The sequence below is a fragment of the Streptomyces sp. NPDC004752 genome (genome assembly GCF_053601275.1).
This window is the reverse complement of sequence record NZ_JBSGBN010000006.1, coordinates 112,229-136,325: the sequence shown is the minus strand read 5'-3', so window position 1 is coordinate 136,325 and position 24,097 is coordinate 112,229. Positions and strand designations below refer to the sequence as shown.

Annotated in this window: 21 protein-coding genes and 2 pseudogenes; 19 read left to right on the top strand and 4 right to left on the bottom strand. The window is 68.8% G+C overall.

What is annotated here, in order from left to right:
• Nucleotides 1-257 (top strand): annotated as a pseudogene (locus ACWEKM_RS04790) (hypothetical protein); the annotation flags it as partial.
• Nucleotides 258-339: 82 nt separating this feature from the next.
• On the opposite strand, the gene ACWEKM_RS04785 reads toward ACWEKM_RS04790, so the two are convergent.
• A complete protein-coding gene (locus ACWEKM_RS04785; protein ID WP_451619707.1) occupies nt 340-1,839 on the bottom strand; it encodes a PucR family transcriptional regulator in 1,500 nt (499 codons plus the stop codon).
• Nucleotides 1,840-1,990: 151 nt separating this feature from the next.
• Here ACWEKM_RS04785 and ACWEKM_RS04780 point away from each other — a divergent pair, with 151 nt between their 5' ends.
• From ACWEKM_RS04780 to ACWEKM_RS04740, 9 genes are all read left to right on the top strand, one after another.
• Nucleotides 1,991-2,428 (top strand): RidA family protein, encoded by a 438-nt coding sequence (locus ACWEKM_RS04780; RefSeq protein ID WP_451619706.1) that lies wholly within the window; start codon nt 1,991-1,993, stop codon nt 2,426-2,428.
• A gap of 217 nt (nt 2,429-2,645) precedes the next feature.
• Nucleotides 2,646-3,962, top strand: coding sequence for a flavin monoamine oxidase family protein (locus tag ACWEKM_RS04775; protein ID WP_451619705.1), 1,317 nt, complete (start codon nt 2,646-2,648; stop codon nt 3,960-3,962).
• Nucleotides 3,959-5,389: an aminobutyraldehyde dehydrogenase gene (locus tag ACWEKM_RS04770; RefSeq protein ID WP_451619704.1), complete on the top strand. Its 1,431-nt coding sequence runs from the start codon at nt 3,959-3,961 to the stop codon at nt 5,387-5,389. The genes ACWEKM_RS04775 and ACWEKM_RS04770 overlap by 4 nt, the downstream gene beginning before the upstream one ends.
• A 217-nt stretch (nt 5,390-5,606) precedes the next feature.
• Entirely contained in the window at nt 5,607-6,989 is a 1,383-nt protein-coding gene (locus ACWEKM_RS04765) for an APC family permease (protein ID WP_451619703.1), read from the top strand.
• A 55-nt stretch (nt 6,990-7,044) separates the two neighbouring features.
• Nucleotides 7,045-8,364 (top strand): flavin monoamine oxidase family protein, encoded by a 1,320-nt coding sequence (locus ACWEKM_RS04760; protein ID WP_451619702.1) that lies wholly within the window; start codon nt 7,045-7,047, stop codon nt 8,362-8,364.
• A 56-nt stretch (nt 8,365-8,420) separates the two neighbouring features.
• Nucleotides 8,421-8,786: a cupin domain-containing protein gene (locus tag ACWEKM_RS04755; protein ID WP_451619701.1), complete on the top strand. Its 366-nt coding sequence runs from the start codon at nt 8,421-8,423 to the stop codon at nt 8,784-8,786.
• Between the two features lie 398 nt (nt 8,787-9,184).
• Nucleotides 9,185-10,462, top strand: a complete 1,278-nt coding sequence (locus tag ACWEKM_RS04750) for a flavin monoamine oxidase family protein (RefSeq protein ID WP_451619700.1) — start codon at nt 9,185-9,187, stop codon at nt 10,460-10,462.
• Nucleotides 10,463-10,609: 147 nt separating this feature from the next.
• A complete protein-coding gene (locus ACWEKM_RS04745; protein WP_451619699.1) occupies nt 10,610-12,139 on the top strand; it encodes an APC family permease in 1,530 nt (509 codons plus the stop codon).
• A gap of 331 nt (nt 12,140-12,470) precedes the next feature.
• The gene (locus tag ACWEKM_RS04740) at nt 12,471-13,046 is read left to right on the top strand and encodes a GlcG/HbpS family heme-binding protein (RefSeq protein WP_451619698.1); all 576 of its coding nucleotides are present in this window, start codon (nt 12,471-12,473) and stop codon (nt 13,044-13,046) included.
• 427 nt (nt 13,047-13,473) lie between these two features.
• Here the strand turns inward: ACWEKM_RS04740 and ACWEKM_RS04735 are convergent, their stop codons facing one another.
• From ACWEKM_RS04735 to ACWEKM_RS04725, 3 genes and pseudogenes are all read right to left on the bottom strand, one after another.
• Nucleotides 13,474-13,680 carry a transposase gene (locus ACWEKM_RS04735; RefSeq protein ID WP_451619697.1) on the bottom strand — a complete coding sequence of 69 codons (207 nt, stop codon included), beginning with the start codon at nt 13,678-13,680 and terminating at the stop codon, nt 13,474-13,476.
• 21 nt (nt 13,681-13,701) lie between these two features.
• On the bottom strand, nt 13,702-14,247 hold the full coding sequence (locus tag ACWEKM_RS04730; RefSeq protein WP_451619696.1) for a hypothetical protein: 546 nt from the start codon (nt 14,245-14,247) through the stop codon (nt 13,702-13,704).
• Between the two features lie 19 nt (nt 14,248-14,266).
• Nucleotides 14,267-14,617 (bottom strand): annotated as a pseudogene (locus ACWEKM_RS04725) (three component ABC system middle component); the annotation flags it as partial.
• Between the two features lie 535 nt (nt 14,618-15,152).
• Here ACWEKM_RS04725 and ACWEKM_RS04720 point away from each other — a divergent pair.
• From ACWEKM_RS04720 to ACWEKM_RS04680, 9 genes are all read left to right on the top strand, one after another.
• Nucleotides 15,153-15,605, top strand: coding sequence for a hypothetical protein (locus ACWEKM_RS04720; RefSeq protein ID WP_451619695.1), 453 nt, complete (start codon nt 15,153-15,155; stop codon nt 15,603-15,605).
• A complete protein-coding gene (locus ACWEKM_RS04715; RefSeq protein ID WP_451619694.1) occupies nt 15,602-16,324 on the top strand; it encodes an SDR family oxidoreductase in 723 nt (240 codons plus the stop codon). The genes ACWEKM_RS04720 and ACWEKM_RS04715 overlap by 4 nt, the downstream gene beginning before the upstream one ends.
• Nucleotides 16,324-16,812, top strand: coding sequence for a VOC family protein (locus tag ACWEKM_RS04710; RefSeq protein ID WP_451619693.1), 489 nt, complete (start codon nt 16,324-16,326; stop codon nt 16,810-16,812). The genes ACWEKM_RS04715 and ACWEKM_RS04710 overlap by 1 nt, the downstream gene beginning before the upstream one ends.
• A 105-nt stretch (nt 16,813-16,917) precedes the next feature.
• The gene (locus ACWEKM_RS04705; RefSeq protein ID WP_451619692.1) at nt 16,918-17,742 is read left to right on the top strand and encodes an SDR family NAD(P)-dependent oxidoreductase; all 825 of its coding nucleotides are present in this window, start codon (nt 16,918-16,920) and stop codon (nt 17,740-17,742) included.
• A 170-nt stretch (nt 17,743-17,912) separates the two neighbouring features.
• Nucleotides 17,913-19,343, top strand: coding sequence for a sugar porter family MFS transporter (locus ACWEKM_RS04700; protein WP_451619691.1), 1,431 nt, complete (start codon nt 17,913-17,915; stop codon nt 19,341-19,343).
• 424 nt (nt 19,344-19,767) lie between these two features.
• The gene (locus tag ACWEKM_RS04695) at nt 19,768-20,928 is read left to right on the top strand and encodes a M24 family metallopeptidase (RefSeq protein WP_451619690.1); all 1,161 of its coding nucleotides are present in this window, start codon (nt 19,768-19,770) and stop codon (nt 20,926-20,928) included.
• Between the two features lie 2 nt (nt 20,929-20,930).
• Nucleotides 20,931-22,358 carry a four-carbon acid sugar kinase family protein gene (locus tag ACWEKM_RS04690; protein ID WP_451619689.1) on the top strand — a complete coding sequence of 476 codons (1,428 nt, stop codon included), beginning with the start codon at nt 20,931-20,933 and terminating at the stop codon, nt 22,356-22,358.
• Nucleotides 22,342-23,220, top strand: a complete 879-nt coding sequence (locus tag ACWEKM_RS04685) for a class II fructose-bisphosphate aldolase (RefSeq protein WP_451619688.1) — start codon at nt 22,342-22,344, stop codon at nt 23,218-23,220. Before ACWEKM_RS04690 ends, ACWEKM_RS04685 begins: the two co-directional genes overlap by 17 nt.
• A complete protein-coding gene (locus ACWEKM_RS04680; RefSeq protein WP_451619687.1) occupies nt 23,217-23,996 on the top strand; it encodes an HpcH/HpaI aldolase family protein in 780 nt (259 codons plus the stop codon). The genes ACWEKM_RS04685 and ACWEKM_RS04680 overlap by 4 nt, the downstream gene beginning before the upstream one ends.
• The last annotated feature ends 101 nt before the right edge of the window (nt 23,997-24,097 follow it).

The window sequence follows — 24,097 nt, the reverse complement described above, 5'->3', positions numbered from 1 at the left end:
CCCAAGGGGCTTGCTTGAGCCGGTTGCTCGGAAAGCGGGCATGGCCGGTTCTGAGGGGGGACCGCTGCAGCAATGCAGCGGTCCTACCCGACGAGATCTGGTTCGGGATCATCACCCGGCAGTCCATACGCCGAGGCACGTTCGCAAGCGTCAACGTCCTGGTCAAACAGATCCGCGACTACATCAACTCCTGGAACGAGAACGCGAAACCCTTCACCTGGACCGCCACCGCCCACGAGATCCTCAGACCAGCGTGAAGAAACTCGTCAATAACAACTCGAAGTAACGCAATCAGGGTCACGAGACACTAGAACCTCAACGAATCAGGGAATCCAGGGACTAAACAGTGGAACTGGACGACCTCTTATCTCGAAAGATCGACCAGGCAGTGACGGCGACCCAGAGTTCGGCGATGTCCCGGGAGTCCTTGAGGCTTCTGCCGGTCGCCGCTTCGATCTGACGGAGCCGGTAACCCAGGCTCTGGCGGTGAATGCTGAGCTCCTCGGCTGTAGCGGTCCAGCTGCGATCATTGGCCAGGAAGCAGATCAACGTGGCGAGGAGGCGGCCGTTTCGTGCATCGGCGGAGATCAATGGGCCGAGGACGGTCTCGATGATCTCGTGTGCGGTCTCGTTGTCCCGAGGTAGTACCGAGCCGCGCACCTGTTCGTACTGGGCAACGCCGTCTGGTTGTCTGGGAGCGGCGGCGAGTGCCCAGACAGCTTTGTCGATGGCCCGGTCGAGATCGGTCAGGGCGCTGAAGGGCTCTGATACCCCGACTGCTTGGGCAAGGGGCTTGACGGCGCTGACGGCCGCGTCCACTGCGCTGTGGCCGACGCAGCAGATCAGCTGGGCGGGAGTCCGTCTGGGCAGGTGGGCAACGTCGGCTGCGTGAAGCATGATGAGCAGGTCGTTGGGCGCGTCTGTGGCTGCAGCGATGACCACCATCACGTCCTCGACCAGCCCTAGTTCCTGGCATTGCGCAGCCAGTACGTCGATGGGCATCTGCCCGGCGAGTACGAGGGAGGTGAGGTGTTCGCCCTGGGCGACGGTGAGCATGTAGGTCGCGTGGAGGTTGTTCACCGCGACGGTAACCGCCTGCTTCAGGTGCGTCAGAGCGAAGGCGTCGAGCATGCGCGAGCCCGATTCCTCCACGAGCAGTAGTGAGCTGCGAACCGCAGCCAGCTCCCATGCCTTGGCCCTGCGGGCCGATCCGGATTCGTCCCCCAAGTTCGATGCCTCTCGCCCTTTGGCCGGCCGGCAGAGTGCCCGGACGGTCTCGGGGGAGGGGGCCAGCGCTCCGGGGAGGATCAGGGCGCCCGTGGTCCGGTCTGCCACGGCCATCCGGATGCCGAAGGTGTTCTCCATTTCGGCGATGGCCTCGGCCGGGTTCGACGGAACGCTGTTCAGCGCCCGGTAAAGGCGGCTGATCTGCAGGAGCTTTTGGGCTTGCCCGGCTTCGTTGGCCAGCGCGACCGTGCGTCCCACGGTGACGAACGGGACGCTGTGGTCCGTGAGGAGGATCGGGAAAGCGAGGCGATCGGCTGCTGCGAACATCTCCGGAGTGAGCGGGGGAGCCAGCTGGTCGTCGCCGATGGTCATGCCCGACAGCTGTGCGCGCTTGAGGTGCTCGATGAGGGCCACTTGGTCCTTGCTGGAAGTCGGCAGGCACAGCCCGACCGTCATCAACAGTTCGTCCGGCCCCAGCCAGCTCCACGGGTCAGGCATTTCGCAACTGTGAGCCCACAGCACTACGCGATCCAGCCCGTCGGCGCCGGCCAGCACGGTCTGTCCCAGAGTTGGCATGCCCACCAGGTCTCCGACGGTCAATAGGTCTGCCATGGCACCCATACTCCAGTACATATCTCAGACGTTTTCTCTTACGGCAGCATGATGGAGCCTGAAGCGCGCCGAGACTACTGTCCCTCCAACTGCAATCTCCTATTCAGGATGAATGTCGATAAATCTGGCAAGGTCTGGCGGAAGCAGAGGCATGATCATCGAAACTCTTCACGGTCCCTGGGCCTGGGCCACGCAGGCCCGCTACGCTCAAGCGGCCCGGGCCGGCGAGCTCATCTTCACCGGGGGCATCGGCCCCTTCGACGACCAGGGCGAGCTGATCACCGGCGACTGCCGGGAGCAGGTGCGCAAGGTCCTGGACAACCTCGCGACGGTGCTCGCCTCCTTCGGGGCCGGTTTGGCGAACATCGTCAGCATGAACGTGTACGTGTCCGACACGGACGCCTACCGCGAGTTCCAGGACGTACGTCAGGAGATCCTTACCGCTCCCTATCCGGCCTCCACGGCCGTGAAGGCAGGACTGCTGGCCCATGGCATGCGCATCGAGATCAACGCGATCGCGCGTGTCGGGGCGAGCCGTGTCGAGGCCGACGTGCCCGCCGATGGGCCGCCCGGGTCCCAGGCGGAGTGAGCATGGCCGTCATCGACACCCGCGACGACGCCGCGAGGGCATACGGCCCGACCGTGCTCATCGGCGCCGCCATCACCGCAGCGGACCCTGCTCTGCGCCCAGCGGCGGCGCCCGGCCCCCCTTCGCGGGTAACGGCAGTTGGTACACCGCGCCGCACACGACGACCCCTCGGCGGCACACCGGCGCCTGCCCAACCCCAGGAAGGATGGGATGTTCGGTGAATGCGTTCGACGCGCAGCAGTACCGCCCCGAAGGCGCCACGGCGAACGGTTCGGGAGCAGCCCGGCGCGTGGTCGTCGTCGGAGCGGGACTTGCCGGGCTGGCCGCCGCGACCCGGCTCCAGGCGGCCGGGCGCGACGTCACCGTGTTCGAGGCCCGTGACCGAGTCGGCGGCCGTGTGTGGTCCGAGACCATCGCGGTCGAGGACGGCGCCTGCGTCATCGAACGCGGGGCGGAATTCGTGCTGCACGGGTACCACGCCATGCGTCGACTCCTGGAGCTCACCGGTCTCGATCTCGTCGATACCGGGATGAGTTACTACGTGCGCGCGCTCGCCGAAACGCCGGACATCAGCACGCAGGACGTCGCCGCCGCTGGCCAGCAGGCCGCGGCACTGGCCGCCGGCTTGCCGGGCATGCCCTCGACGGAGGATGTGCTGGGTCGCCTCGACCTGGATCCGGTCCTGGTGGAAGCGCTGCGCGCGCGGGTGGAGATCTCCACGGCCAACGAGGCGCACCGGGTCACGGCCAAGGCGCTGGAACACGTCGCGTCGTTCAAGCCCTTGCCGAGTTGGCGGGTGGGCGGCGGCAACCAGCACCTGCCCAACGCGCTGGCTGCCCGCTTGGGAAGCTCGGTCCGCCCGGGCGTGAAGGTTCGCGGCATCAGCCAGGACCGGCGCGGCGTTGTCGTCTCGGCCGACGGGACGACGGCGGTGTTCGACGCGGCTGTCGTAGCTCTGCCTCTGGCCATCGTCCGCGACCGTGCCGCTCTCACGCTCGCGATGCCGGGCTGGAAGCGGGCCGTGCTGGACCGCGTGGTGCAGGGTCATGCCGCCAAGCTGCACGTGCCGCTGCGCTCGGTACTTTCCACCAGCGCCGTGATGTCGGTGGGCGGCCGGTTCTGGAACTGGACGGCCGTGGACGCCGGCCGCAAGGTCGCTCCGGTGCTCAACGGCTTCATGGGATCGCTGTCGGCGATCCGCCGCGCGGGCGTGGAGGAATCCGCTCAGGAGTGGGTGGCGGCCACCCGCCAGGTGCGCCCCGATCTCGACTTCGACGAGTCGCGGCCCGCTGTCCACACCGTCTGGGGTACCGACCCGCTGGCCCGTGGAGCGTATGCCGCCCACGGCCCCGAGGCCACGGGAGAGGACGCTCAACTGCTGGAACGCCCCGTCGGCGCGATCCACTTCGCGGGCGAGTACACGGACCCCGATTTCACCGGCCTCATGGAGGGCGCCGTCCGAAGCGGCGAGCGTGCCGCCGACCGCATCATCCACAGCCGTCCTGGCGCCGTCCGCGAGGAGATCTACTCATGAGCGACCAGCCGCTGCACAACTTCATCGACGGGCGCTTCGTGGCCCCCGGGGGCGACCGGGAGATCGAACTGGTCAATCCCGTCGACGAGCAGGTCGTCGCCACCGTCGCCGTGTCGTCGCCGGACGACGTCGACGACGCGGTCGCCGCGGCGAAAGAGGCGTCCACTTCCTGGCGGCGGACCACCCCGGCCACCCGGCAGCGCCTGTTGCTGACGTTGGCCGACGCCATCGAGGCACACCGCGACACCATCGTCGAGGCGCAGTGCCGCAACACGGGCCAGCCCAAGTCCATGATCGCCACGGACGAGGTCGATGTGAGCGCCGACCAGGTCCGGTTCTTCGCCGGGGCCGCCCGGACGCTCGAAGGGAAGTCCGCGGGCGAATACATGGAGGGCATGACCTCCTACGTCCGGCGGGAACCCATAGGAGTCGTCGGACAGGTCACGCCGTGGAACTACCCGTTCATGATGGCGATCTGGAAGATCGCCCCGGCGCTGGCGGCCGGCAACACGGTGGTCCTCAAGCCCAGCGACACCACGCCTGAGAGCACCGTCGCCCTGGCCCGGATCGTGCAGGACGTTCTCCCGGCGGGCGTGTTCAACGTGGTTCTCGGCGACGCGGACACCGGCCAGGCCCTCGTCGGACATCCCGCACTCGGGCTCGTCTCCATCACAGGCTCGGTGCGGGCAGGCGCCGCTGTCGCCACCTCCGCGGCGAAGAACCTCACCCGCGCCCACCTCGAACTCGGTGGCAAGGCACCCGCCATCGTCTTCGCCGATGCCGACCTGGAGGCCGCTGCCGAAGGCATCGCCCAGGCGGCCTGCTACAACGCCGGACAGGACTGCACCGCCGCCACGCGCGTTCTCGTCCACGCCTCCGTGGAGCGCGACTTCGTCCAGCTCCTCGTCAAGAGCATGCGGGCGTTGAAGCCCGGAGCCCCTGACGATCCCGACGCGTTCTACGGCCCCCTCAACAACGCCCGCCACTTCGCGTCCGTCACGGCGAAGCTGAACAGCCTGCCCTCGCACGCACAGGTCCTCACCGGCGGCGGCCGGGTCGGATCGGTGGGCTATTTCGTCGAACCCACCCTCGTCAGCGGCGTCAGGCAGGACGACGTCATCGTGCAGTCGGAGACGTTCGGCCCCGTCCTGACCGTGCAGACCTTCAGCACCGAAGAAGAGGCCATCCGGCTGGCCAACGGCGTCGAGTACGGGCTCGCATCGAGCGTGTGGGCCAAGGACCACGCCACGATCCAACGGCTCACCGCCGCGCTCGACTTCGGGTGCGTCTGGGTCAACACCCACCTGCTCCTCGTCGCCGAAATGCCGCACGGCGGCTTCCGCCACTCCGGCTACGGCAAGGACCTCTCGCTCTACGGGCTGGAGGACTACACCCGCATCAAACACGTCATGAGCAGTAACCACTGAACCTCGTCCGCCAACCGCGAGGAGACACTGCGCAGCGCTTGGTCGGGCCGCAGAAACCCGGTCTGTCGGCAGCGCAGACACCCCCTCCAGCAGGCGGTCCCGCGAACCCGACTCCGCGGGACCGCACCAAGCCTCCCCGGGCACACCCCGGCCAGCCTCCCCCTCAACGACGAATTGGGAGCTCACGGTGTACGAGAACGACGCAGGGTCCAGACCCTTGGCGAGACAGATCGCCTTCCTGCCCCTGGTCGGCCTGATCTTCTTCAGCGTCTCAGGCGGCGCCTACGGTCTCGAAGGGCTCGTCAGCACATCCGGGCCGGGCATGGGGCTCCTGCTGCTGGCCGTCATGCCCCTCGTCTACGGGGCACCCATCGCGGCCATCACAACCGAACTGGCCACCGCCATCCCCGTCGAGGGCGGCACCTACGAGTGGGCCAAGCGCGGCCTGGGCAACTTCCTCGCGTTCCAGGCCGGCCTGCTGCGCTGGGTCAACAGCTGGGTCGACATGGCCCTCTACCCCATCCTCTTCGCCAACTACCTGGCCGTCCTGGCTCTGCCGGCCAGCGCGGGACAGACGGTGTTCTGGTCCGCCGGACCGTTCACGATCGACCTGCACTGGATCGTCGGTGTCGTGTGCGTCATCGTGCCGCTCGGCCTGCTCAACATCCGCGGCGCCAAGAGCGTGGGCGACAGCTCGCTGCTGTTCACGCTGATCGCGCTCGCACCGCTGGCCGTACTCTCAGGGCTGGGCATCTCTCGTCTCGTCACCGACCACATCAACCCCTTCAGCCCTCTGACCGCGTCCGGCACGACCTCCTCCGCCGCGTTCGGAGCCGGACTGTCCCTGGTGATGTGGAGCTACTGCGGATTCGACCGGGTGGGCCTGATAGCGGGGGAGATCAAGGACCCGGTCCGGGTCATCCCGAAGGCCATGCTCGTCTCCATGGGCATCATCGTCGCCTCCTATGTGCTGCCGCTCGCCGGCGCCCTGGCAGTGGGCGGCTGGCCCGACTGGCAAACCGGGTCCTTCGGCGACATCGCCAAAACCCTGGGCGGGCCCTGGCTTGAGGTCTTCGTGACCATCGGCGGCATGTTCGGCGCGATCGGCCTCTACTCCTCCCTGCTCCTGAGCAACTCGCGCTCCGTCTTCGTCCTCGCCCAGGACCGATGGATGTCCCCCGCCCTGACGAAGCAGAGCCCCCGCACAGGATCACCCGTGACGTCGGTCCTCGTCTGCTCGGTGATCTACGCCCTGTTCAGCCTGGGCGACTTCACCGACCTCGTCGTCCTGGACGTCTTCCTGATCAACCTGCTGCTCCTGATCAACCTGGCCGCGCTGATCGCCCTGCGCATCAAAGAGCCGCAGCTCGCCCGACCCGCCAAGATCCCCGGCAGCTGGGCCGGCGTCGCCGCCGTCGGCCTGCCCATGACCGCCGTCATCTGCTACGTGACCTGGGAAAACCTCAAGCAGTACGGACTGGTCTCGGTGTGGCTGGTCGGTGGCACGCTGCTCCTGTCCACGCTCGCCTACGTTCCCGCCCGCAAGTACCGCCGACGTAATCCCCTGAGCACCAAGATTTCCGAGCCAGTGGCTTCCTGACCACCCCGTCAAGGAGCCAGTCCCACCCCACCCCTTTGCACGAGGAGAAACCAAGATGACCAGGCATGACGTGATCGTGATCGGCGCGGGACTCGCCGGTCTCAGCGCGGCCCGCGACCTGGCCGGGTCGGGAACCGACGTCCTCGTCCTGGAGGCCAGGGCCCGGGCCGGCGGCCGAGTCGAACAGGCCACCACCGGCGACGGCCGCACCGTCCAGCTGGGCGGAGAGATCATCGGGACCTTTCACTCCGCCTACCGCGAACTCGTCGCCGAACTAGGCCTCACGCTCGGCTCCACCTTCACCGCCGGCCAGGGCGAACTGTCCTGGATCCTGTCCGGCAGGCGCGTCACCGGCGACGACATGCCCTGGATGAGCGACTCGGACCGACGCTGCTACGACGAGGTCGAGAAGCAGTACGCCAAGCTCGCCGCGACCGTCGACCCGGACGACCCCTGGAGCCATCCCGACGCTGTTGCCCTCGACCGCCTGTCGCTGGGGGACTGGCTGCGGTCGGTGGGTGCGACACCCGCCGTCGTGCGGGCCCTGGAACTCGCCCACCTCGCCCTCGCCGTCGAATCCGTCGAGCGCACCTCCCTGCTCGCCGACCTGCGCAAGGAGTCGGCCGCGGGAGCGGAAGGCTTCTACAACTACGCGGCATGGGAGAATGAGCGAGTCCTGGAGGGCTCGGCGTCCGTCGCACTGCGCATGGCCGACGAACTCGGATCCCGCATCCGCTACAGCAGCCCCGTGCGCGCCATCGATGTCCGGCCAGGGCGGGTCGACGTGACCCTGACCAGCGGCGAACGGATGCGGTGCTCCGACGTCGTGTGCGCGATCCCCGCCGGACCGCTTCGCCGACTCCATCTCAGCGGTGTCAGCCAGGAGAAGCTCACCTCCCTGACCCGGCAGCGACACGCTCTCGCCACCAAGTTTGTCGCCGTCTACGAACACTCCTTCTGGGAGGACGCGAATCTCGACGGCACCAGCTACATGGAGCACAATCTCCTCGGTGGAACCTGGGCCCAGGGCGACGGCGTCATGTCCGGGCTCGTGCCGCCCGAGCGCCTCGGCGCCTACCTGGCGACACCCGAGCACCTGCGGGAGGAAGAACTCCTCGACGAGGTCGCCGACGCGTTCGGCCCACAGGCGGCCCGCCCCCTCAGTGTCTACCTGCGCAACTGGGCAACCGATCCCTGGACGCAGGGGTACGTGACCGCCTGGCGGCCCGGAGACGTCACCGCGGTCGGACCGCTCCACGGCCGGCACGAACCCCCGTTCTACGTCTGCGGCTCGGACCAATGGGTCTGCGGCTACATGGAGGGCGCCGTGCGCACCGGCCGCGGGGCGGCGCGCCAGCTGCTCGCCGCGCCGTGACGAGCCAACAGGCGGCCTCACAGGTAACAAGCAACGCAGCGAACCAGGGGAACGACATGCCGAAGATCACCAAGATGCCCCGCGCCGAGGACGTGCTCGCCGAGATGCGGCCGAGTCACTACGTCACGGCGGATGCGCTGCGCAGCGGCAGCCCGAACGAGCAGGAGTCGAATCATCTGACCAGCTCCGACGGCCGCTTGAGTGTCGGCACGTGGCGAGCGGAACCGTACTCCGAGTACATCGACTCCTACCCGGGAGACGAGTACACCCGGATCCTCGAAGGACGCGTCACCCTCGTCGGAGACGACGGTGAGACCCGCACCTTCACCGCCGGCGACGCCTTCGTCATCGCCGCCGGCTGGCGCGGCGAGTACCGCGTGGACGAGACCCTGCTCAAGCAGTTCGCGTTCTACTGCTCCTGACTCTCGACACAGCCGGCACACTCCCCCGTGGCAACGGCAGAAAGACAGACCTGTGCCGCCCGTACCCGGCAACCTCCTTCAGACCGCGGGGCGAGGGACGCCCCACCGGACACGCCTACCTCCCGGCCCCTGCCCCGCCATCCCGCACGGGACAGCGATCACGGATCGGGAACTTGCTCGCGAGACGTGGTGCGAGTGCTACGGGACCACCGTCGACGGCTGCGAGATCGTCGATCGCCGGCCGGGTCGGCATGGTCGACGGCCCCGGCGGCCGCCGCGCCACCTCGCCGCCATCCTCACGTGCATACGCATGCCCACCGCGACGCCCGGATCCAACCCCACAGCACAGCACGGCCGCACCGCCGCAAGCGAACCGGCCCGAAGAGAGGAACCCAATCATGAGAACTGACACCCCGTCGGCCTCGACCGGCGGCCGCGTCTGTGTCATCGGCGCGGGCCTGGCCGGCCTGGCCGCCGCCACCGTGCTCGCCGGCAGCGGCCGTACGGTCACGGTGCTGGAGGCCCGCGACCGGGTCGGCGGCCGGGTCTGGTCCGAGCGACTGGAGACGCCGCTGGGCGCCGCCGTCATCGAGCGAGGCGCCGAGTTCGTTCTCGACGGTTACACCGCCTTCGGTGAACTGCTGGCCGCCGCCGGGCTGCGCCTGGCCGACACCGGCATGAGCTACTACGTACGCCACCCCGCGGACCTGCCCAAAGTGACGGTCGATCAGATCGCGGCGGTGGGCGCCCAGGCCTCCGAGCTCGCCGCCGAGCGTCCCGAACTGACCACCGCCTTGGCCGCCATCGATGCCACCGGCGCCGACGAGGACGTCCGCCGGGTGCTGCAGGCCCGCGTGGAGATCTCCGCGGCGACTCGCGCCGACGCCGTCCGCGCCGACATCTTCGAACACGTGGGCACCTTCGAGCCGTTGCCGAGTTGGCGGGTGGCCGGCGGCAACCAGCGACTGCCAGTGGAACTCGCCGAGCGGCTCGGCGACCGGGTCCGGCTCGGCGTGACCGTCACCACCGTCGAGCAGTCGCAGGGCCCGCACGGCCCCGCCGGACCGGTGCTGGTCCGCAGCGATGCCGGCGAGGAGCTCTACGACGCAGTGGTGGTGGCGCTGCCGCTGGCCGTGCTGCGCGCCGGCCGGGTCCGGGTGCCGCTGCCCGACTGGAAGCGGCACGCGCTGGAGACCCTGGTGCCCGGCGACGCCTGCAAGTTGCACCTGCCGCTGGCCGAACGGCCGGGGACCAGCGCCGTGATGTCCGTGCAGGGCAGGTTCTGGAGCTGGACCGCCCGCGACGGCAGCGGCGAGGTATCCCCCGTCCTGAACGCCTTCATGGGCTCGGCGGACGCCATCGCGGCGCACCGCGTCCTCGACAGTCGGGAGGCGGAGAGCTGGAGCGAGCGGCTGCGCGCCACCCGGCCGGGGCTGCCCGAGGCCGACGGCGCCGAGCCGCTGATCACCCGCTGGCCCGCCGACCCGTTCGCCCTGGGTGCGTACACCTCCCACGCCGCCACCTCCACCGCCGCCGACGTCGACGCGATCCAGGCCCCCGTCGGCGCCGTGCACTTCGCCGGCGAGTACGCCGACGACAGCTACACCGGCCTGATGGAGGGCGCGGTCCGCAGCGGACAGCGGGCCGCCCGGCAGCTCCTGACCGACCGGGCCTGACGACCCGCGACCGGCGGCGCGGCGCTCTCACCGCCGCCGTGCGCATCCCCCCCCGCATTTCGCGGGCCGAGCGCAGTGTGCGCCAAGGCCTGAGTCCGCCGTACCCATGCAGCCCCTCCCTTCGCCCGCCCAGGAGAGCCCGTGTCAATGGATACCAAACACCACCACCCCGCCGACCCGGCGGGACCCGGCACGGACACCGCCGTGCAGAAGGCCAAGCTGCGCAAGCACTTCGGTCGCAGCGACATCTTCTTCTTCCTCGTCTGCACGCTGGTGGGCGTGGACGGCCTGGGCACCCTGGCCACCCAGGGCGGTGCCGGCTTCAGCTGGATGCTGATCTGCGTCGCCGTGTTCGCGGTGCCCTCCGCCATGCTGCTGGCCGAGCTCGGGGCCGCCTGGACCGACGAGGGCGGCGCCTACATCTGGGTCCGCACCGCCTTCGGACAGCTGCCCGCCGCCCTCGCCAACGTCTTTTACTGGGTCAGCAACCCGGTATGGGTGGGCGGCACACTGGTCGGCACCGCCATCGGCGGCATCGGCGTGTTCTTCGGCGATGACAGCAACTGGTCCCGGCCCGCCACCTACGCCTTCGGCCTGGCGTTCATCTGGACCGGTGTGCTGCTGGCCGTCTACTCGTTCCGGGTCGGCAAATGGATCGCCACGATCGGGGCGGTCGCCCGGTTCGCGCTGCTCGGCACCTTCACCCTGGTCGTCTTCGCGTACGGTCTGAAGCACGGCTTCCACGGTCCGGGCATCGGCGACTACCTGCCCACCTACCCCAGCTTCGTGCTGTTGGTGCCGCTGATCCTGTTCAGCCTGGTCGGCTTCGAACTGCCCAGCTCCGCCGGGGACGAGATGAAGGATGCCAGCCGGGACGTGCCCTCCGGCATCGCCAAGTCCGTAGTGGCCGCCACCGTGTTGTACGGACTGCCGGTGCTGGGCATCCTGCTGGTCCTGCCGTCCAGTCAGGCGACCGGCCTGGCTGGCTTCCCCGACGCCTTCCGCCAAGCGCTGACCGCCGTCGGCGGCCACGTCTCCACCGCTCCCGACGGCACGATGACGGCGCACCTGTCCGGCCTCGGCACGGTCGTCGGCTGGTTGATGGGCCTGCTGGTGGTGGTCGTCGCCTTCACCTCCGGCCTCGTCTGGCTCATGGGCTCGGACCGGACGTTGGCGGTGTCCTGTTACGACGGCGCGGGCCCGAAGGCGCTGGGCGTCTTCTCCGAGCGCTTCGGCACCCCCGCCCGGGTCAACCTTCTCTCCGGGTTGGTGTCCACCGCCGTGCTGGTGGCCGGGGAGCAGATCACCGCGGGCAACGCCTACAAGTTCTTCGAGGTCGGGATGAACCTGGCGGTGTCCACCACGCTCATCTCCTACCTCTGCATCTTCCCCGCTGCCTGGCGACTGCGCCGCGCCCAGCCACAGCAGCCGCGCCCCTACCGGGCCCCGCTGGTGGCGTTCCTGACGGTGCTGTCCATGAGCATCGCCGCCTTCTGCACGGTGCAGATATTCTTCCCGGGCCTCGGCGTCCACTGGTTCGGCGACGACTTCCGTCCCGATGGCTGGGCGGTGCACGAGAAGTGGACCTACCTGCTCACCGAGCTGGTGCCGGTGACCGCCTTCGTCCTGCTGGGCGTGGTCTTCTGGGCCGTCGGCCGCCGCCGCACGAGCACCTGAGCCACACCAGCAACGACACCACACGGATCAGCAGGCTTGCCGCGTCACCGACCACGGTGCCGTCCACTGCGCTCGTCTCGTGCGGCCGGTTCCCCGTCCGGGGCCGCCTCCCTTCTCGCTCCTGGGCGCTGAACTGGGCAAACACCTCCATTGTGGCCCGGTGAGAGGGCCAGAGGGGTCAACCGATCGGATGACCCCGGTGTCGTCCGTCCCGCGCCCTGGGGGCAGCCGGAACACCGACCGTGCGGGTCCGGTTCCGGGCCGAGGGTGGCGAGCGGACGAAGCGCGGCGGCAACCGGGCCGCCCGCTCACCGAAGGAGTAGACCGACCCATGAATCCCGTGCACAGGACCTTCTCCCGCCGCACCCGCATCGTCACCGGCGGCGGTGTGCTCGCCGCCGTCGCCGTGGCGGCCCTCGGCGCGGTGTCCGCGAACGCCTCGCCGCCCGCCACGGCGCCCGCGTCTGCGGCCGCTGCCCTGGCCTCCGCCCCGGACCGGGCCACCACCACCTCCACCCACCTCACGATCGACGCCGCGACCAGGGCCGCGCAGGCCGCCCTCGACGCCGCCGAGAAGGAGAACCAGCGCGTCACCGGCGCCGTCGTCGACCGCAACGGCAACACGATCGTCACCCTGCGCGGCGACGGCGCCGGCCCGCAGTCCTACGAGTCCGCCCAGCGCAAGGCATACACCGCCGTCTCCTGGAACGCCCCCACCTCCCAGCTCGCCGAACGCCTCCAGCAGGCCCCGACCCTGAAGGACATCCCCGGCACGCTGTTCCTGGCCGGTGCCGTCCCCGTCACCGCCGGCAGCGCGCCGGTCGCCGGTATCGGCGTCGCGGGTGCCCCGTCCGGCGCGCTGGACGAGAAGTTCGCGCGGGCGGGGGCGGACGCGGTGGCTCGCTAGCCCCCGGATCCGCGCAGCGCATGGCGGGCCGGGACACCGCGACGGGTCTCCTGCCGCCGCAGGGCTCGCGGAGCCCCGCCCCGCCTCCCGGCCGGGGTGTGAAAAACAGCCGGAGGGCAACCCCTCACCCCATCTGCCGCAAATTGCCTGCTGCAAGTTGAGAAGGGCCTCACTCCGCGCTCCTTGCTGGGCCGGATGACCGACGGACTTTCCTACATTGCGGGAACACGCGCCCTTGACTCTTGCGACCAGGCTTCGCCGGACACCAGCCGCCGTGGCCGCCGCGATGTGTGGTTGATCTGGCACCTCAGCCTCACGATCAAGACCGTGAGCCGTCCCAAGGGCGCCTCCGGGTTCATCGTGCTGCCCCGCCGGCAAGCGCGGGACTATGAACCGACACCGCTCGTCCAGCATTCCGAAACCTTGATTACAGCGAACGCCTGGCGCTGGAGGGCGTCGGCAAGGCGGTTGTTGCGGACGTAGCGGGCCTGGACGGTGTGGCTCTTGCGGAGGCCCGGGTGACGGGGCTGGTGCCGGCGTAGTTCTTGCGGGCCTTCGCGGACACGTAGCGGGTGTGGTCGTCTCCGGACTCGGCGAGCACCCGGGCGCCGGTGATCTCTGCGATGCCGGGCATCGAGAGATCGAGAGGTAGATCTCAGCGTCTGGGTGCGCGAGAAAATGTGCCTTCACCTGCGCTTCCAGCGTGGCTGTCTGTTCGTTCAACGCGATGATCAGACGTGCGTGGGCGATGGGTGGCCGCGTAGGCGTCGGTGACCGGCTCAGGCAGTCCCAGCTGCTTCTCGCGCAGGGCGGTCCGGACGGTGTTCGCCTTCGCGTCGCGGTGATGGCGGCGGTGGCGGGCCAGGACCGCGGTGATCTGGGTGCGCGTCAGCTTCGCTCCAGCCGCGGGGGTGGGGGCCTTGATCAGCAGTTCCAGCGCGTCCGAGAGCAGGCGTCCAGGCGCCGACTGGCTGCGGGTGTCGGGCAGTTGCAGGATGACTGCGTACCACGCGACGGTGTTGAAGATCGGGCTGATCGGGAGCGTGGCCTCGTCCCTGCCGAGGCAGAAGTCGACGATGTCGAGCAGCGCGCTCTTGCCTGTCTTGGGAGGTGCCGGTGACGATGTTGAGCTCGCCGAGCCGGAAGTCCAGGACGCGCTTTCGCCGTTCTTGCTGTAGAGGGTGATCGACCGGATCTGCACCGGCTCGGGGTCTCGCGCCGAGCAGCGCGAACACGGTGGAAGGGTTGTCGGACTCGGCAGTCCAGCGGCCTGTCAACGATGCGGCCTTGATCAGGTCGGCGAGTTCGCCCTGGGTATGGGACTTCGACGGAATCCTGCCCCTGAGAGAGCCCTGCTCGATGGTGAGCATCTGGTGGCGGAGCCCGGAGCGCGGGCATTCCCGTACGGCGGGTGCCAGTGAGGCGCTGCGCGCGGCAATGCCTGCGACGAGTGCCGGGTGGTCCGCCACCCGGTTCGGCAGATGGGTGCGCGTCGAGGTGGGTTGCACGTGCCGCGTGGGTCGGTACGGGACCAGCGGGGCCATGACGAAGGCCATCGGCCACGGCATCAGCCTGCCGGAGGCATCCCGCTCGACCGCGCCGGTGCCAGGGAAGCCGATCTCGCCGCTGTCGCGGTGGCCTGGGCGGATCGGCCAGGGAAATCTCCCGCAGGTCGTTGACCAGGCGGATCTTCCACTCGTCGGCCTCCGTCAGATGCGCTGCGAGCACAGAGGTCAAAGCGGACCGGGCTGCGGTGCAGACGGCGGACCGGACCTCATCCGGGGATGCCGCTGCGGCACGCTGGCCGGACGGGCGGCAGGGCCGGCCGGCACAGCATGCTCCGTCCCGGAGGACAGCGCGCACCGACGGCTCCGTGACCGTGTCCGAATCCGGGGGACCCGTTGAGGTACGAGAGGTCGACCAATTCCAAATCAATGGTTGACCGGTCGACCGTACGGGTCGTACGTTACATGCGTGCTAACTGATTTCGACCGCAGGTAGAGCCCCGGAAAAATGCCTGATCAGGAGCTTGTGGATCCTCGGGTTGGCAGGGCGTCACCCCATGATCGGTTGGAAGTCGCCGGATATCGATGGAAGGAGCGTGCGATGAGTCCCGTGTCTGACGCGCGGCCGAGTGGCAACGTCATCACGATCGGCCCCGTGGACGGCGCCGTGGAAGCCCCGGAGCCGCTGCATGTAGTGGCACTGGGTTACGAGAAGGTGGAAGATCCGTTCCACGTCTGGGTGACCGAGACGAATGTGGTGCTTTTCGAGCGTCTGCGAGAGCTGGCGACGAGTGTGCCGCCGGGGGAGAAGAGGCTGATCGCCGTTCTCGTGACAGAGCCCCCCGGGGGCAGCGTCAACCCCGATGTGGTCGCGACCGTGGAGTCCGTCCGTGGTGCCGTTCTCTCCCTCGCGGTGGAACAGGGCCCGGTGGTGCGTCTGAACATCGTGGTCGCCAGGCAGGCCGCGGACGCGGCTCAGGCCCTGCAGTATCTCGCGAGCCCGGATGCCGACTACGTAACCGGCTCCACCTTCGATCTGAGGGAGACGGCATGAGCATTCTCATCACGGGCGCGGGCGGCGGCATCGGCCGCGCCATCGTCGAACTCGCTGTCGAGCGCGGTTACGCCGTGATCGCCCATGATCTCAAGCCGGATTCCGTTGCTGACCTGCACGGCGTTGAGACGATGACAGGCGATCTGACCAGCAAGGAACACCTCCAACTGCTCGGTCGGCGAGTCGCGGACGAGCCATTGGAGGCAGTGGTGGCCTCACACGGAATCGCGGGTGCGGTCGCCCTGGCAGACGTCGACGAGCGACGCGCACGCGCCATCCTCACGATCAACGCCTCCACCGTTCGAGCCCTTTTCGAAGCCGTGAAGGAACCTCTCACGCGCTCGCACGGCACCTATGTCGCCGTCTCCTCGCAGGCGTCCCTGCGCGCGGAGCGGGAGAACGCGGTCTACTGTGCCTCCAAGTGGGCGGTCACCGGCTGGGTGCGGGCCATGGCCGCCGCGCAGGCCGAGGGTCCCACAGTGCGGGCCCTGTGTCCCGGACGCACCGAGACGCCACTTTTCGTGGCCGCGACCGAGGCGATCGCAGCCGCCCAGGGCCAGACGGTCGAGGCCTACAATAAGGACATCTACGACCAGATCCCGCTGCAGAGGTTTGCCACCACGCGCGAGACCGCCTCGTTGGCGCTCTACCTCGCCACGCAGCCTCGTGGCCACGCACCGACAGTGGTGGCCAACAGCGGGGGAGAGGTGCCGTTCTGATGTCTGAAGTCAGCAGTGTCATCGGCCACATAGGCCTGTGCGTGCCGCGGATCGAAGAAGCGATCGACTGGTACGGCAAGGCCCTGGGCCTGCAGGTGATCTCCGGGCCGTTCGACATCAACGCGGCCGAGGACCCGGCAGCCTGCGACGTCTTCGGCCCCGACTTCCAACGTGTGCGCCAGGCACACATGGTCGGCGCGAACGGTGTCGGACTGGAACTGTTCGAGTTCATCACGCCGGAGGTGGACACCAGCGTTCCCGCCTCCTACTGGCGGGCCGGCTATTCGCACCTGTGCTTCGTCGTTCCGGACATTGAAGCCGCCGAGGAACGCATCCGCTCGCTCGGGGGACGCATCCGCACCAGCCGGATCTGGCCGCTGTTCCGCGGCCAGCCCTACCGCTTCCTCCACTTCGAGGACCCCTTCGGCAACCTGCTGGAGCTGCACTCCCACGGTTACGAGCGCACGTTCTCCAACCAGAAGCCGTGACCGTTGGCGCGGAGAGCCGCCCCGCCGTGGTCAGTCGACCGGGGCCTGCGCCCGCTCAGTCGTACCCAGCCCATCAGCCCCGCATTTTTCACAAGGAACACCTCTATGACCAGCTTGGGTATCACTCAGGATGACGTCTACACCGGCCTGGGAGGGAAGACGGTCCTCGACCGCTTCCGTCTCGACGGCAAATCGGCCCTGATCACCGGCGGGGGAGCGGGGATCGGCAGGGCCTTCGCGCACGCGCTCGGCGAAGCCGGCGCCCGCATCGCCGTGATCGATCTGGACGGCGACCGTGCGAAGGCCGTCGCCCAGGAACTCGCCGACAAGAACATCGAGGCGATCTCGCTCCAGGCGGACGTCTCCGACGACGCGGCGATCGAGCGCTTCGTCGCCGACACCGTGTCCGCCTTCGGCGCACTGGACATCGCCATCAACAACGCGGGCATCAATCCCAACGCCGCGGCCGAGGACATCACGGCCGCCGACTGGGACAGGACCTTCGCCCTCAACACCCGTGCCGCCTTCCTCGCCTGCCAGCACGAGGCCCGGGCCATGTTCCCGCGCGGCTACGGAAAGATCATCAACACGGCCTCGATGGCGTCGCTGATCGTTCCCCACCCGCAGAAGCAGGCCGCCTACAACGCGTCCAAGGGTGCGGTCGTCACCCTGACCCGCAGTCTGGCCGCCGAGTGGGCAGACCGCGGTATCCGCGTCAACTGCATGTCGCCGGGCATCATCCGCACCGCGCTCATCGAGGAGTCCGAGGCCCTCGCCCCGCTGGTGGAGCGGTGGCTGACGGACATCCCCGCGGGACGCCTGGGTGAACTCACCGATCTGCAGGGCGGGATCGTCTACCTGGCCAGCGCCGTGTCGGACTACATGACCGGACACAACCTCGTCATCGAGGGCGGCCAGACCCTCTGGTGACCTCCCTCGTGCCGCCGGCCCTACAGCCACCTCCGGGCCGGCGGCACGAGACCCGGACACCAGCACTCCGTACAGGAGCACACCACGCATGCGCTTGCGGCGCACCAGCACGAAACCAGTACAGCGTCCTGCCCCGGAGTGGGACACCGACGAGAGGCAATGACGCCACCATGCCGGAGACCGAACCAATCACCAGGGCCGGGTCTGCCACGGCACCACCACAGGCGCCGTCCGGCAGGACCGCGGAGCCGGAGCGGTTCGTCCGGGTCATCACAGCCATCGCCACCCTCGGCGCCCTGCTGTTCGGCTACGACACGGGCGTCATCTCCGGGGCGCTGCCGTTCATGCGGCACCCGGCCGACGAGGGCGGCCTTGGTCTGACGGCCACTACCGAGGGCATCGTCGCGTCCTCCCTCGTTTTCGGTGCGGCTTTCGGAGCGCTTCTGGGCGGCCGCCTGGCCGACCGCTTCGGCCGCAGGCGCGCCATCCTCAGTTTCGCCGTCGTGTTCTTCAGCGGAGCCATCGGAACGGCGCTGTCGCCTGACGCCACCACCATGGTCGTCTTCCGCGCCATTCTCGGGCTGGCTGTCGGCGGGGCCTCCGCCACCGTGCCGATGTTCATCGCGGAACTCGCCCCCGCCCACCGCCGAGGCCGGCTCGTCTCCCAGAACGAGCTGATGATCGTCACGGGCCAGCTGATCGCCTACACCTGCAACGCTCTGATCGCGAACTTCTCCGGCAGCGACCACGCCTGGCGCTACATGCTCGGCCTGGCCACGATCCCGGCCGTGCTCCTGTGGTTCGGGATGCTGTTCATGCCCGATTCGCCTCGCTGGTACGCCGCCAAGGGGCAGCTGGGCGAGGCCCTGTCCGTACTGCGCCGCATCCGCGACCACGACACGGCGCAGGCGGAACTCGACGAGATCACCGAACGGACGCATGAACCGGCCGCCGGCGAGATGCGCCAGCCCTGGGTGCGGCGGCTGCTCATGATCGGAATCGTGCTCAACGTCGGGATGCAGCTCACCGGTGTCAACGCCATGGTGTACCTGGCACCCACCCTGCTGGAGTCGATCGGGTTCGGCACCAAGGCCGCGCTCACCACCACCATTGCCAACGGTGTCGTCGCCGTCACCGCGGTGTCCATCGGCATCTACGTCTACGGCAGGGTCAACCGGCGTCCGGTGATCATCACGGGGCAGACGGGAGTCACGGTCGCACTCACAGTGCTCGGCGGTGCCTTCCTCCTCCCGGAGTCCACCGGACGCAACTACCTGATCATCGCTGCCATGCTGGCGTTCCTCTTCTTCTTCCAGGGGGCGATCGGAACCGGCTACTGGCTGGTGACATCGGAAATCTTCCCCCTGCGCTTTCGCGGCCGGGCCATCGGCATCGCGGTCTTCGCCCAGTGGATCGCGGGCGGCGTGGTGACCTTGGTGGTTCCACCGGTCATCGAGGCGGTCGGCGGCGGCACGACCTTCCTCGTCTTCGCCGTCATCAACCTCGGCACGCTGCTGTTCCTGGTCAAGTTCCTGCCGGAGACCCGCGGCCACACCCTTGAGTCGCTGGAACGCCGCTTTCGAACCTACGCCCAGGACTGACGGGCGACCGGCACCCCACGTCCGGCGGTCCGACGTCGGCCGACGACGACTTCCCGGGCCGAGTTTCCTCATACGGCGCAGGCTTTGGGAGCGGGCGTCATGCCGAGCCGGTGCCTTTGAACCTCTTACGGCCCACCGCCGTGATCAGGCCGCCGCACGCAGCCTGCCCGACCATCTGCTGCGCGGCGCCCCCCGGCGCACCGTCGAGTGGCGCACGCGGAGCCCTCGCCCCGTGAGGCCACACGCGCTGCGGCTCTGTCCGGCGGCGCAGGCCGGAGCCTTTTCCGGCGTCGGCAGGTGCCCTTCTCACGCAGCAGGCGGTGTCTGCACGCAATGGTCAACCAAAATGGTTGACCGGTCGGCCAACTGTACGTAAGCTCGCTGAGTACGACCAATCTGGACATCCGAAGCAGGAGAACCACACATGAACGTGCCTTTTGACCACGCGCGTCTCGACCGGCTCATGGACGAGGCCGGTGTGGATGCGGTCGTAGCGAACACCCGCTTCAACGTCCAGTACATGCTGGGTGGTTACCGCTACTTCTTCTTCGCGAACATGGACGCCATCGGCCTCTCGCGCTACCTGCCCGCGCTCACCTACACCAAGGGCAAGCCGCAGGACTCCTTCTACGTCGGCTGTGGCAACGAGGCATGGGGCAGCGACGTGTTCCCCTTCTGGGTGCCCGACGTGCAACACGTGTCCTGGTCGAGCGTCGACACTGCCCGCGCTGTTGTCGCAGGTCTGCGCCGGCGCGGTCTGGACAAGGCGACGGTCGCCGTGGAGAAGGCGTTCCTGCCCGCCGACGCCTGGGACCTCCTGCGCTCCGAGCTTCCGGAGGTGCGCTTCGTCGAGGCGCAGAAGCTGCTTGAGGCCATGCGTGCCTTCAAGTCGGCGGAGGAGCTGGCCCTGGTGCGCAAGGCGTCCAACGGCATCATCGACTCGATGCTGGCGACCTTCGAGGTGTCGCAGCCCGGTGAGAGCAAGCGGGACATCGTGGAGCGGTTCCGGCTCGAGCAGACCAAGCGCGGCATGGTGTTCGACTACTGTCTCGTCTCCACCGGCCAGGAACTCAACCGGGCCCCTTCGGACCGTATCTGGCACGAAGGGGAGGTCCTCTCCCTGGACTCCGGCGGTATGTACGAGGGCTACATCGGCGACCTGGCCCGTATGGCGGTGGCCGGCGAACCGACATCGCTGATGACCGACCTCCTCGCCGAGGTCGAGTCGGTGCAGCAGGCAGCCCGCACCGCCGTGGGACCCGGCAAGCGCGGTGGCGACATCTTCACCGTGGCGGAGAAGGCCCTCGCCCAATGCGCGCACAAGGACCAGATGTTCTTCGTGGCGCACGGTATGGGACTCATCACCCACGAGGTGCCGCGCCTGACCGGTACCGGTCCCGTCCCCTACCCCGCCGACCACGCCGATGCCCCCCTGGAGCCCGGCCTCGTGCTGTCGATCGAAACCTGGGTGGAGAACCCCGAGGCCGGCTTCGTCAAGCTGGAGGACACCCTCATCGTGACCGAACAGGGCTGGGAGGCCCCCGGCGACACCGGGCGCGGCTGGAACCGGCCCAAGGGCCTGTGATCATGGCGGACGCGACCACGCAGCCTGCGTCCGACCCGCTGGCCCAAATCCGCGGCTACAACGAGCAGTCCGCCGCCTGGTTCGTGATCCTCGACGACGACCCCACCGGCGCCCAGGCCGTGCACGGCGTCACCGTTCTCATCGAGCCCGGTATCGAGGAGCTTCACCGCGCCGCGGCCCGACGTGAACCGACGTTCGTGTGGACCAACAGCCGCAGCCTGTCCCGGCTCGACGCCGAAGCGGTGAACCGGGAGACAGCACAAACCGCGCTCAAGGCCGCTCAGCAGGCCGGTGTGCGGCCCGTGTTCGTCAGCCGCAGCGACTCCACACTGCGCGGGCACTTCGCCTCCGAGCTCGCCGTGCTGCGCGCCGTGTGCGCGGAAGCGGGGCAGCCCGTGGACGCGGTGGTCTTCGTTCCCGCGTTCGTGGAGGCGGGACGGGTGACCGAGGACGACGTCCAGTGGGTGCTGCAGGACGGCGTCTTCGTGGCGGCCGCGCAGACGGAGTTCGCCCACGACGCCACCTTCGGATACACCGAACGCGACCTGCGCAGCTGGGTTGCTGCACGCCTGGGGCAGCCCGTGGAAGCGGTGAAGTCCGTGCCGCTGGATGCGCTGCGCGACAGTGCCGGCCACGAGTCTGCGAAGGTGATCACATCGGCATGTGACGGCGCTGTCGTCATCGGCAACGCGCGGACCGCAGCCGACCTGGAGGCGCTCGCCCTGGCCTGCCAGACGGCGGAGCAGGCGGGCAGGCGCCTCCTCTACCGCACCGGACCGTCGTTCGTGCGCGCCCTGATAGGGCAGCCCCCCGGCACGCCCTTGGCCGAAGCGGGGATGCCGGACCTGGACCTCGCCGTCCAGGAAGCCGAGTTCGGCCTGACGGTGGTCGGATCACACACCGCACTCACCAGCAGCCAGCTCCAGGCCGCCGTGCGGCGCCACGGACTGACCACCGTAGAACTGGATGTCGACGCGCTTCTCGCTTCCGCGGACGGAGGCGAGAAGGTCATCGCGGACTGTGCCGCCACGTTGGAACAGAACCTGCGCCACGCCCATTCCGTGCTGGTGACGTCGCGAACCGTCCGCACCGTGGCCGATGACCGCGAGGGCAGCCTCGCGGTCGCCCGGCAGGTGTCCGACGCCGTGTGCTCGATTGTCGCGCGGCTGCCTGCCGATCTGCCGTTGCGCTATGTCGTCGCGAAGGGCGGGATCACCTCCCACGAGGTGGCCGTCCGTGGTCTGGGCATGCGGCAGGCGCGGGTGATGGGCCAGATGTTCCCCGGCCAGGTGTCGGTGCTCCGCCTGGGTGCGGACACGGCACGTCCCGGTCTGCCCTATGTCGTCTTCCCCGGCAACGTCGGCAGCGCGGACACCCTTGCCGACGTGCTGTCCCTTCTGGAAGGAGATCAAAGTGCTCTCGCTCGGTAGAGACGTACTCACCCAGACGCATGCGAGCGGTCGGGCACTCGGCGCGTTCAGCGTCTACAACATCGAGCTGGCCCAGGCCGTACTCGACGCCGCGGCTGCCCGGCAGGTGCCTGTCCTGCTCCAAGCAGGCAGTTCCTCCTTCGGCTACGCCGGCGAGGAGGTGCTCGCGAAGGTGGCGCTCACGCTGGCCGAGCAGGCTCCGGGGCAGGTCGGAGTGCATCTGGACCACTGCCGGGACCTGGAGGAGATCCGGCGCTGCCTGGACCGCGGCTACACCTCTGTCATGATCGACGGCTCTCATCTCGACTTCGCCGCCAATGTGGAGCTGACGGCACGCGCGGTGAAGCTGGCAGCTCCGTACGGAGCCTGGGTGGAGGCCGAGCTCGGCGAGGTGGCGGGCGACGAGGACTCCTCGACACAGGCCCACGCGGCAGGCGGCACCGACCCGGAAGCAGCCGGCCGCTTCGTCCAGGAGACCGGGGCGGACGCGCTGGCCGTCGCCATCGGCAACGTGCACGGGATGACCTCCCGGCCGGTGACACTCGACCTCGACCGGCTCCGGGACATCCAGGCGCACTGCCCCGTCCCCCTCGTCCTGCACGGCGCCTCGGGCATCCCCGATGACCAGGTGGCCGCCGCCATCGCTCTGGGGGTCGCCAAGGTCAACGTGAACGCCGAGGTGCGAGGCGCCTACATCCGCGCACTCAACACCTGTGAGATCACCGGTGATGGGCTGGCCGCCTTCAGCAGGCACGGCATCACCGCCGCCACCGCGGTGGTCGACGACAAGCTCAGACTCTTCACCGAAACCGCCGCAGCATACGGCGACCCCCACACCCCCTCGGAGGGCGAGCAGACGTGACCGAGACCAAACCCCCTCTTGCCTCGCGCATAGCCGCAGACGACGCCGTGTCCGGGCTGATCGTCAAGATGCCCTGCGCGCAGGTCGTCGAACTGGCCGGCCACCTCGGATTCGACTTCGTCCTCATCGACACCGAACACGGCCTCTCCGACAGCGCCGAGCTGGAACACCATCTGCGGGCGGCGGACGCCGCCGGCATCTCCGCCCTGGTCCGCATCGGAAGCAACGACCCGCTGTCGGTTCTCCGCGCGCTGGACGCCGGAGCCACCGGAGTGGTCGTCCCGCACATCTCGACGCAGGCCGAGGCGCGTGCCGCCGTCTCCGCGGCCCACTACCCGCCCCATGGATCGCGTGGGCTGGCGCTGAGTACGCGGGCCGGCCGCTCGGGCACGATCTCCATCCAGCAGCATCTGGCCGACGCGGCGGCCAGCACCGTGGTCGTCGCACAGGCCGAAGACATTGAAGCCGTCGACAACATCGGTGCCATCGTGGAAACCGATCGCCTGAACGCCGTCTGGTTCGGCCCGAGTGATCTGTCCATGTCGCTCGGCAGGCCGGGGGAACTGCACCATCCCGAGGTGTCCGCCGCCATCGACAAGATCGTCGAAAGTGTCCTTGCTGCACCCGCATGCCGTCTCGCGGTGCTGGTCGACACCGTCGAGGACGCAATGCAGTGGCGGGCCCGCGGGGCTTCCATGCTGCTTTTCAACCACACCACGATCCTGCACAACGGCATGAGGAGCATTGTGGAAGGATTCCGTAAGCTGCAGGGCTGACCGTGAGCCCAAAGAGTGGATGGGGCCGATGTATTGGCGCACAGTTCATCCGCTTCGGATGTAGAGGGGGCCGTCAAGTTCGTCTGCTCCATGGGCAGTCT

Bases quoted from the DNA above. Each gene is read 5' to 3' on its own strand.
- ACWEKM_RS04785 (WP_451619707.1), bottom strand. From the start codon at position 1,839: ATGGCAGACCTATTGACCGTCGGAGACCTGGTGGGCATGCCAACTCTG.
- ACWEKM_RS04780 (WP_451619706.1), top strand. From the start codon at position 1,991: ATGATCATCGAAACTCTTCACGGTCCCTGGGCCTGGGCCACGCAGGCC.
- ACWEKM_RS04770 (WP_451619704.1), top strand. From the start codon at position 3,959: ATGAGCGACCAGCCGCTGCACAACTTCATCGACGGGCGCTTCGTGGCC.
- ACWEKM_RS04760 (WP_451619702.1), top strand. From the start codon at position 7,045: ATGACCAGGCATGACGTGATCGTGATCGGCGCGGGACTCGCCGGTCTC.
- ACWEKM_RS04755 (WP_451619701.1), top strand. From the start codon at position 8,421: ATGCCGAAGATCACCAAGATGCCCCGCGCCGAGGACGTGCTCGCCGAG.
- ACWEKM_RS04750 (WP_451619700.1), top strand. From the start codon at position 9,185: ATGAGAACTGACACCCCGTCGGCCTCGACCGGCGGCCGCGTCTGTGTC.
- ACWEKM_RS04745 (WP_451619699.1), top strand. From the start codon at position 10,610: ATGGATACCAAACACCACCACCCCGCCGACCCGGCGGGACCCGGCACG.
- ACWEKM_RS04740 (WP_451619698.1), top strand. From the start codon at position 12,471: ATGAATCCCGTGCACAGGACCTTCTCCCGCCGCACCCGCATCGTCACC.
- ACWEKM_RS04735 (WP_451619697.1), bottom strand. From the start codon at position 13,680: ATGCCCGGCATCGCAGAGATCACCGGCGCCCGGGTGCTCGCCGAGTCC.
- ACWEKM_RS04720 (WP_451619695.1), top strand. From the start codon at position 15,153: ATGAGTCCCGTGTCTGACGCGCGGCCGAGTGGCAACGTCATCACGATC.
- ACWEKM_RS04715 (WP_451619694.1), top strand. From the start codon at position 15,602: ATGAGCATTCTCATCACGGGCGCGGGCGGCGGCATCGGCCGCGCCATC.
- ACWEKM_RS04710 (WP_451619693.1), top strand. From the start codon at position 16,324: ATGTCTGAAGTCAGCAGTGTCATCGGCCACATAGGCCTGTGCGTGCCG.
- ACWEKM_RS04705 (WP_451619692.1), top strand. From the start codon at position 16,918: ATGACCAGCTTGGGTATCACTCAGGATGACGTCTACACCGGCCTGGGA.
- ACWEKM_RS04700 (WP_451619691.1), top strand. From the start codon at position 17,913: ATGCCGGAGACCGAACCAATCACCAGGGCCGGGTCTGCCACGGCACCA.
- ACWEKM_RS04695 (WP_451619690.1), top strand. From the start codon at position 19,768: ATGAACGTGCCTTTTGACCACGCGCGTCTCGACCGGCTCATGGACGAG.
- ACWEKM_RS04690 (WP_451619689.1), top strand. From the start codon at position 20,931: ATGGCGGACGCGACCACGCAGCCTGCGTCCGACCCGCTGGCCCAAATC.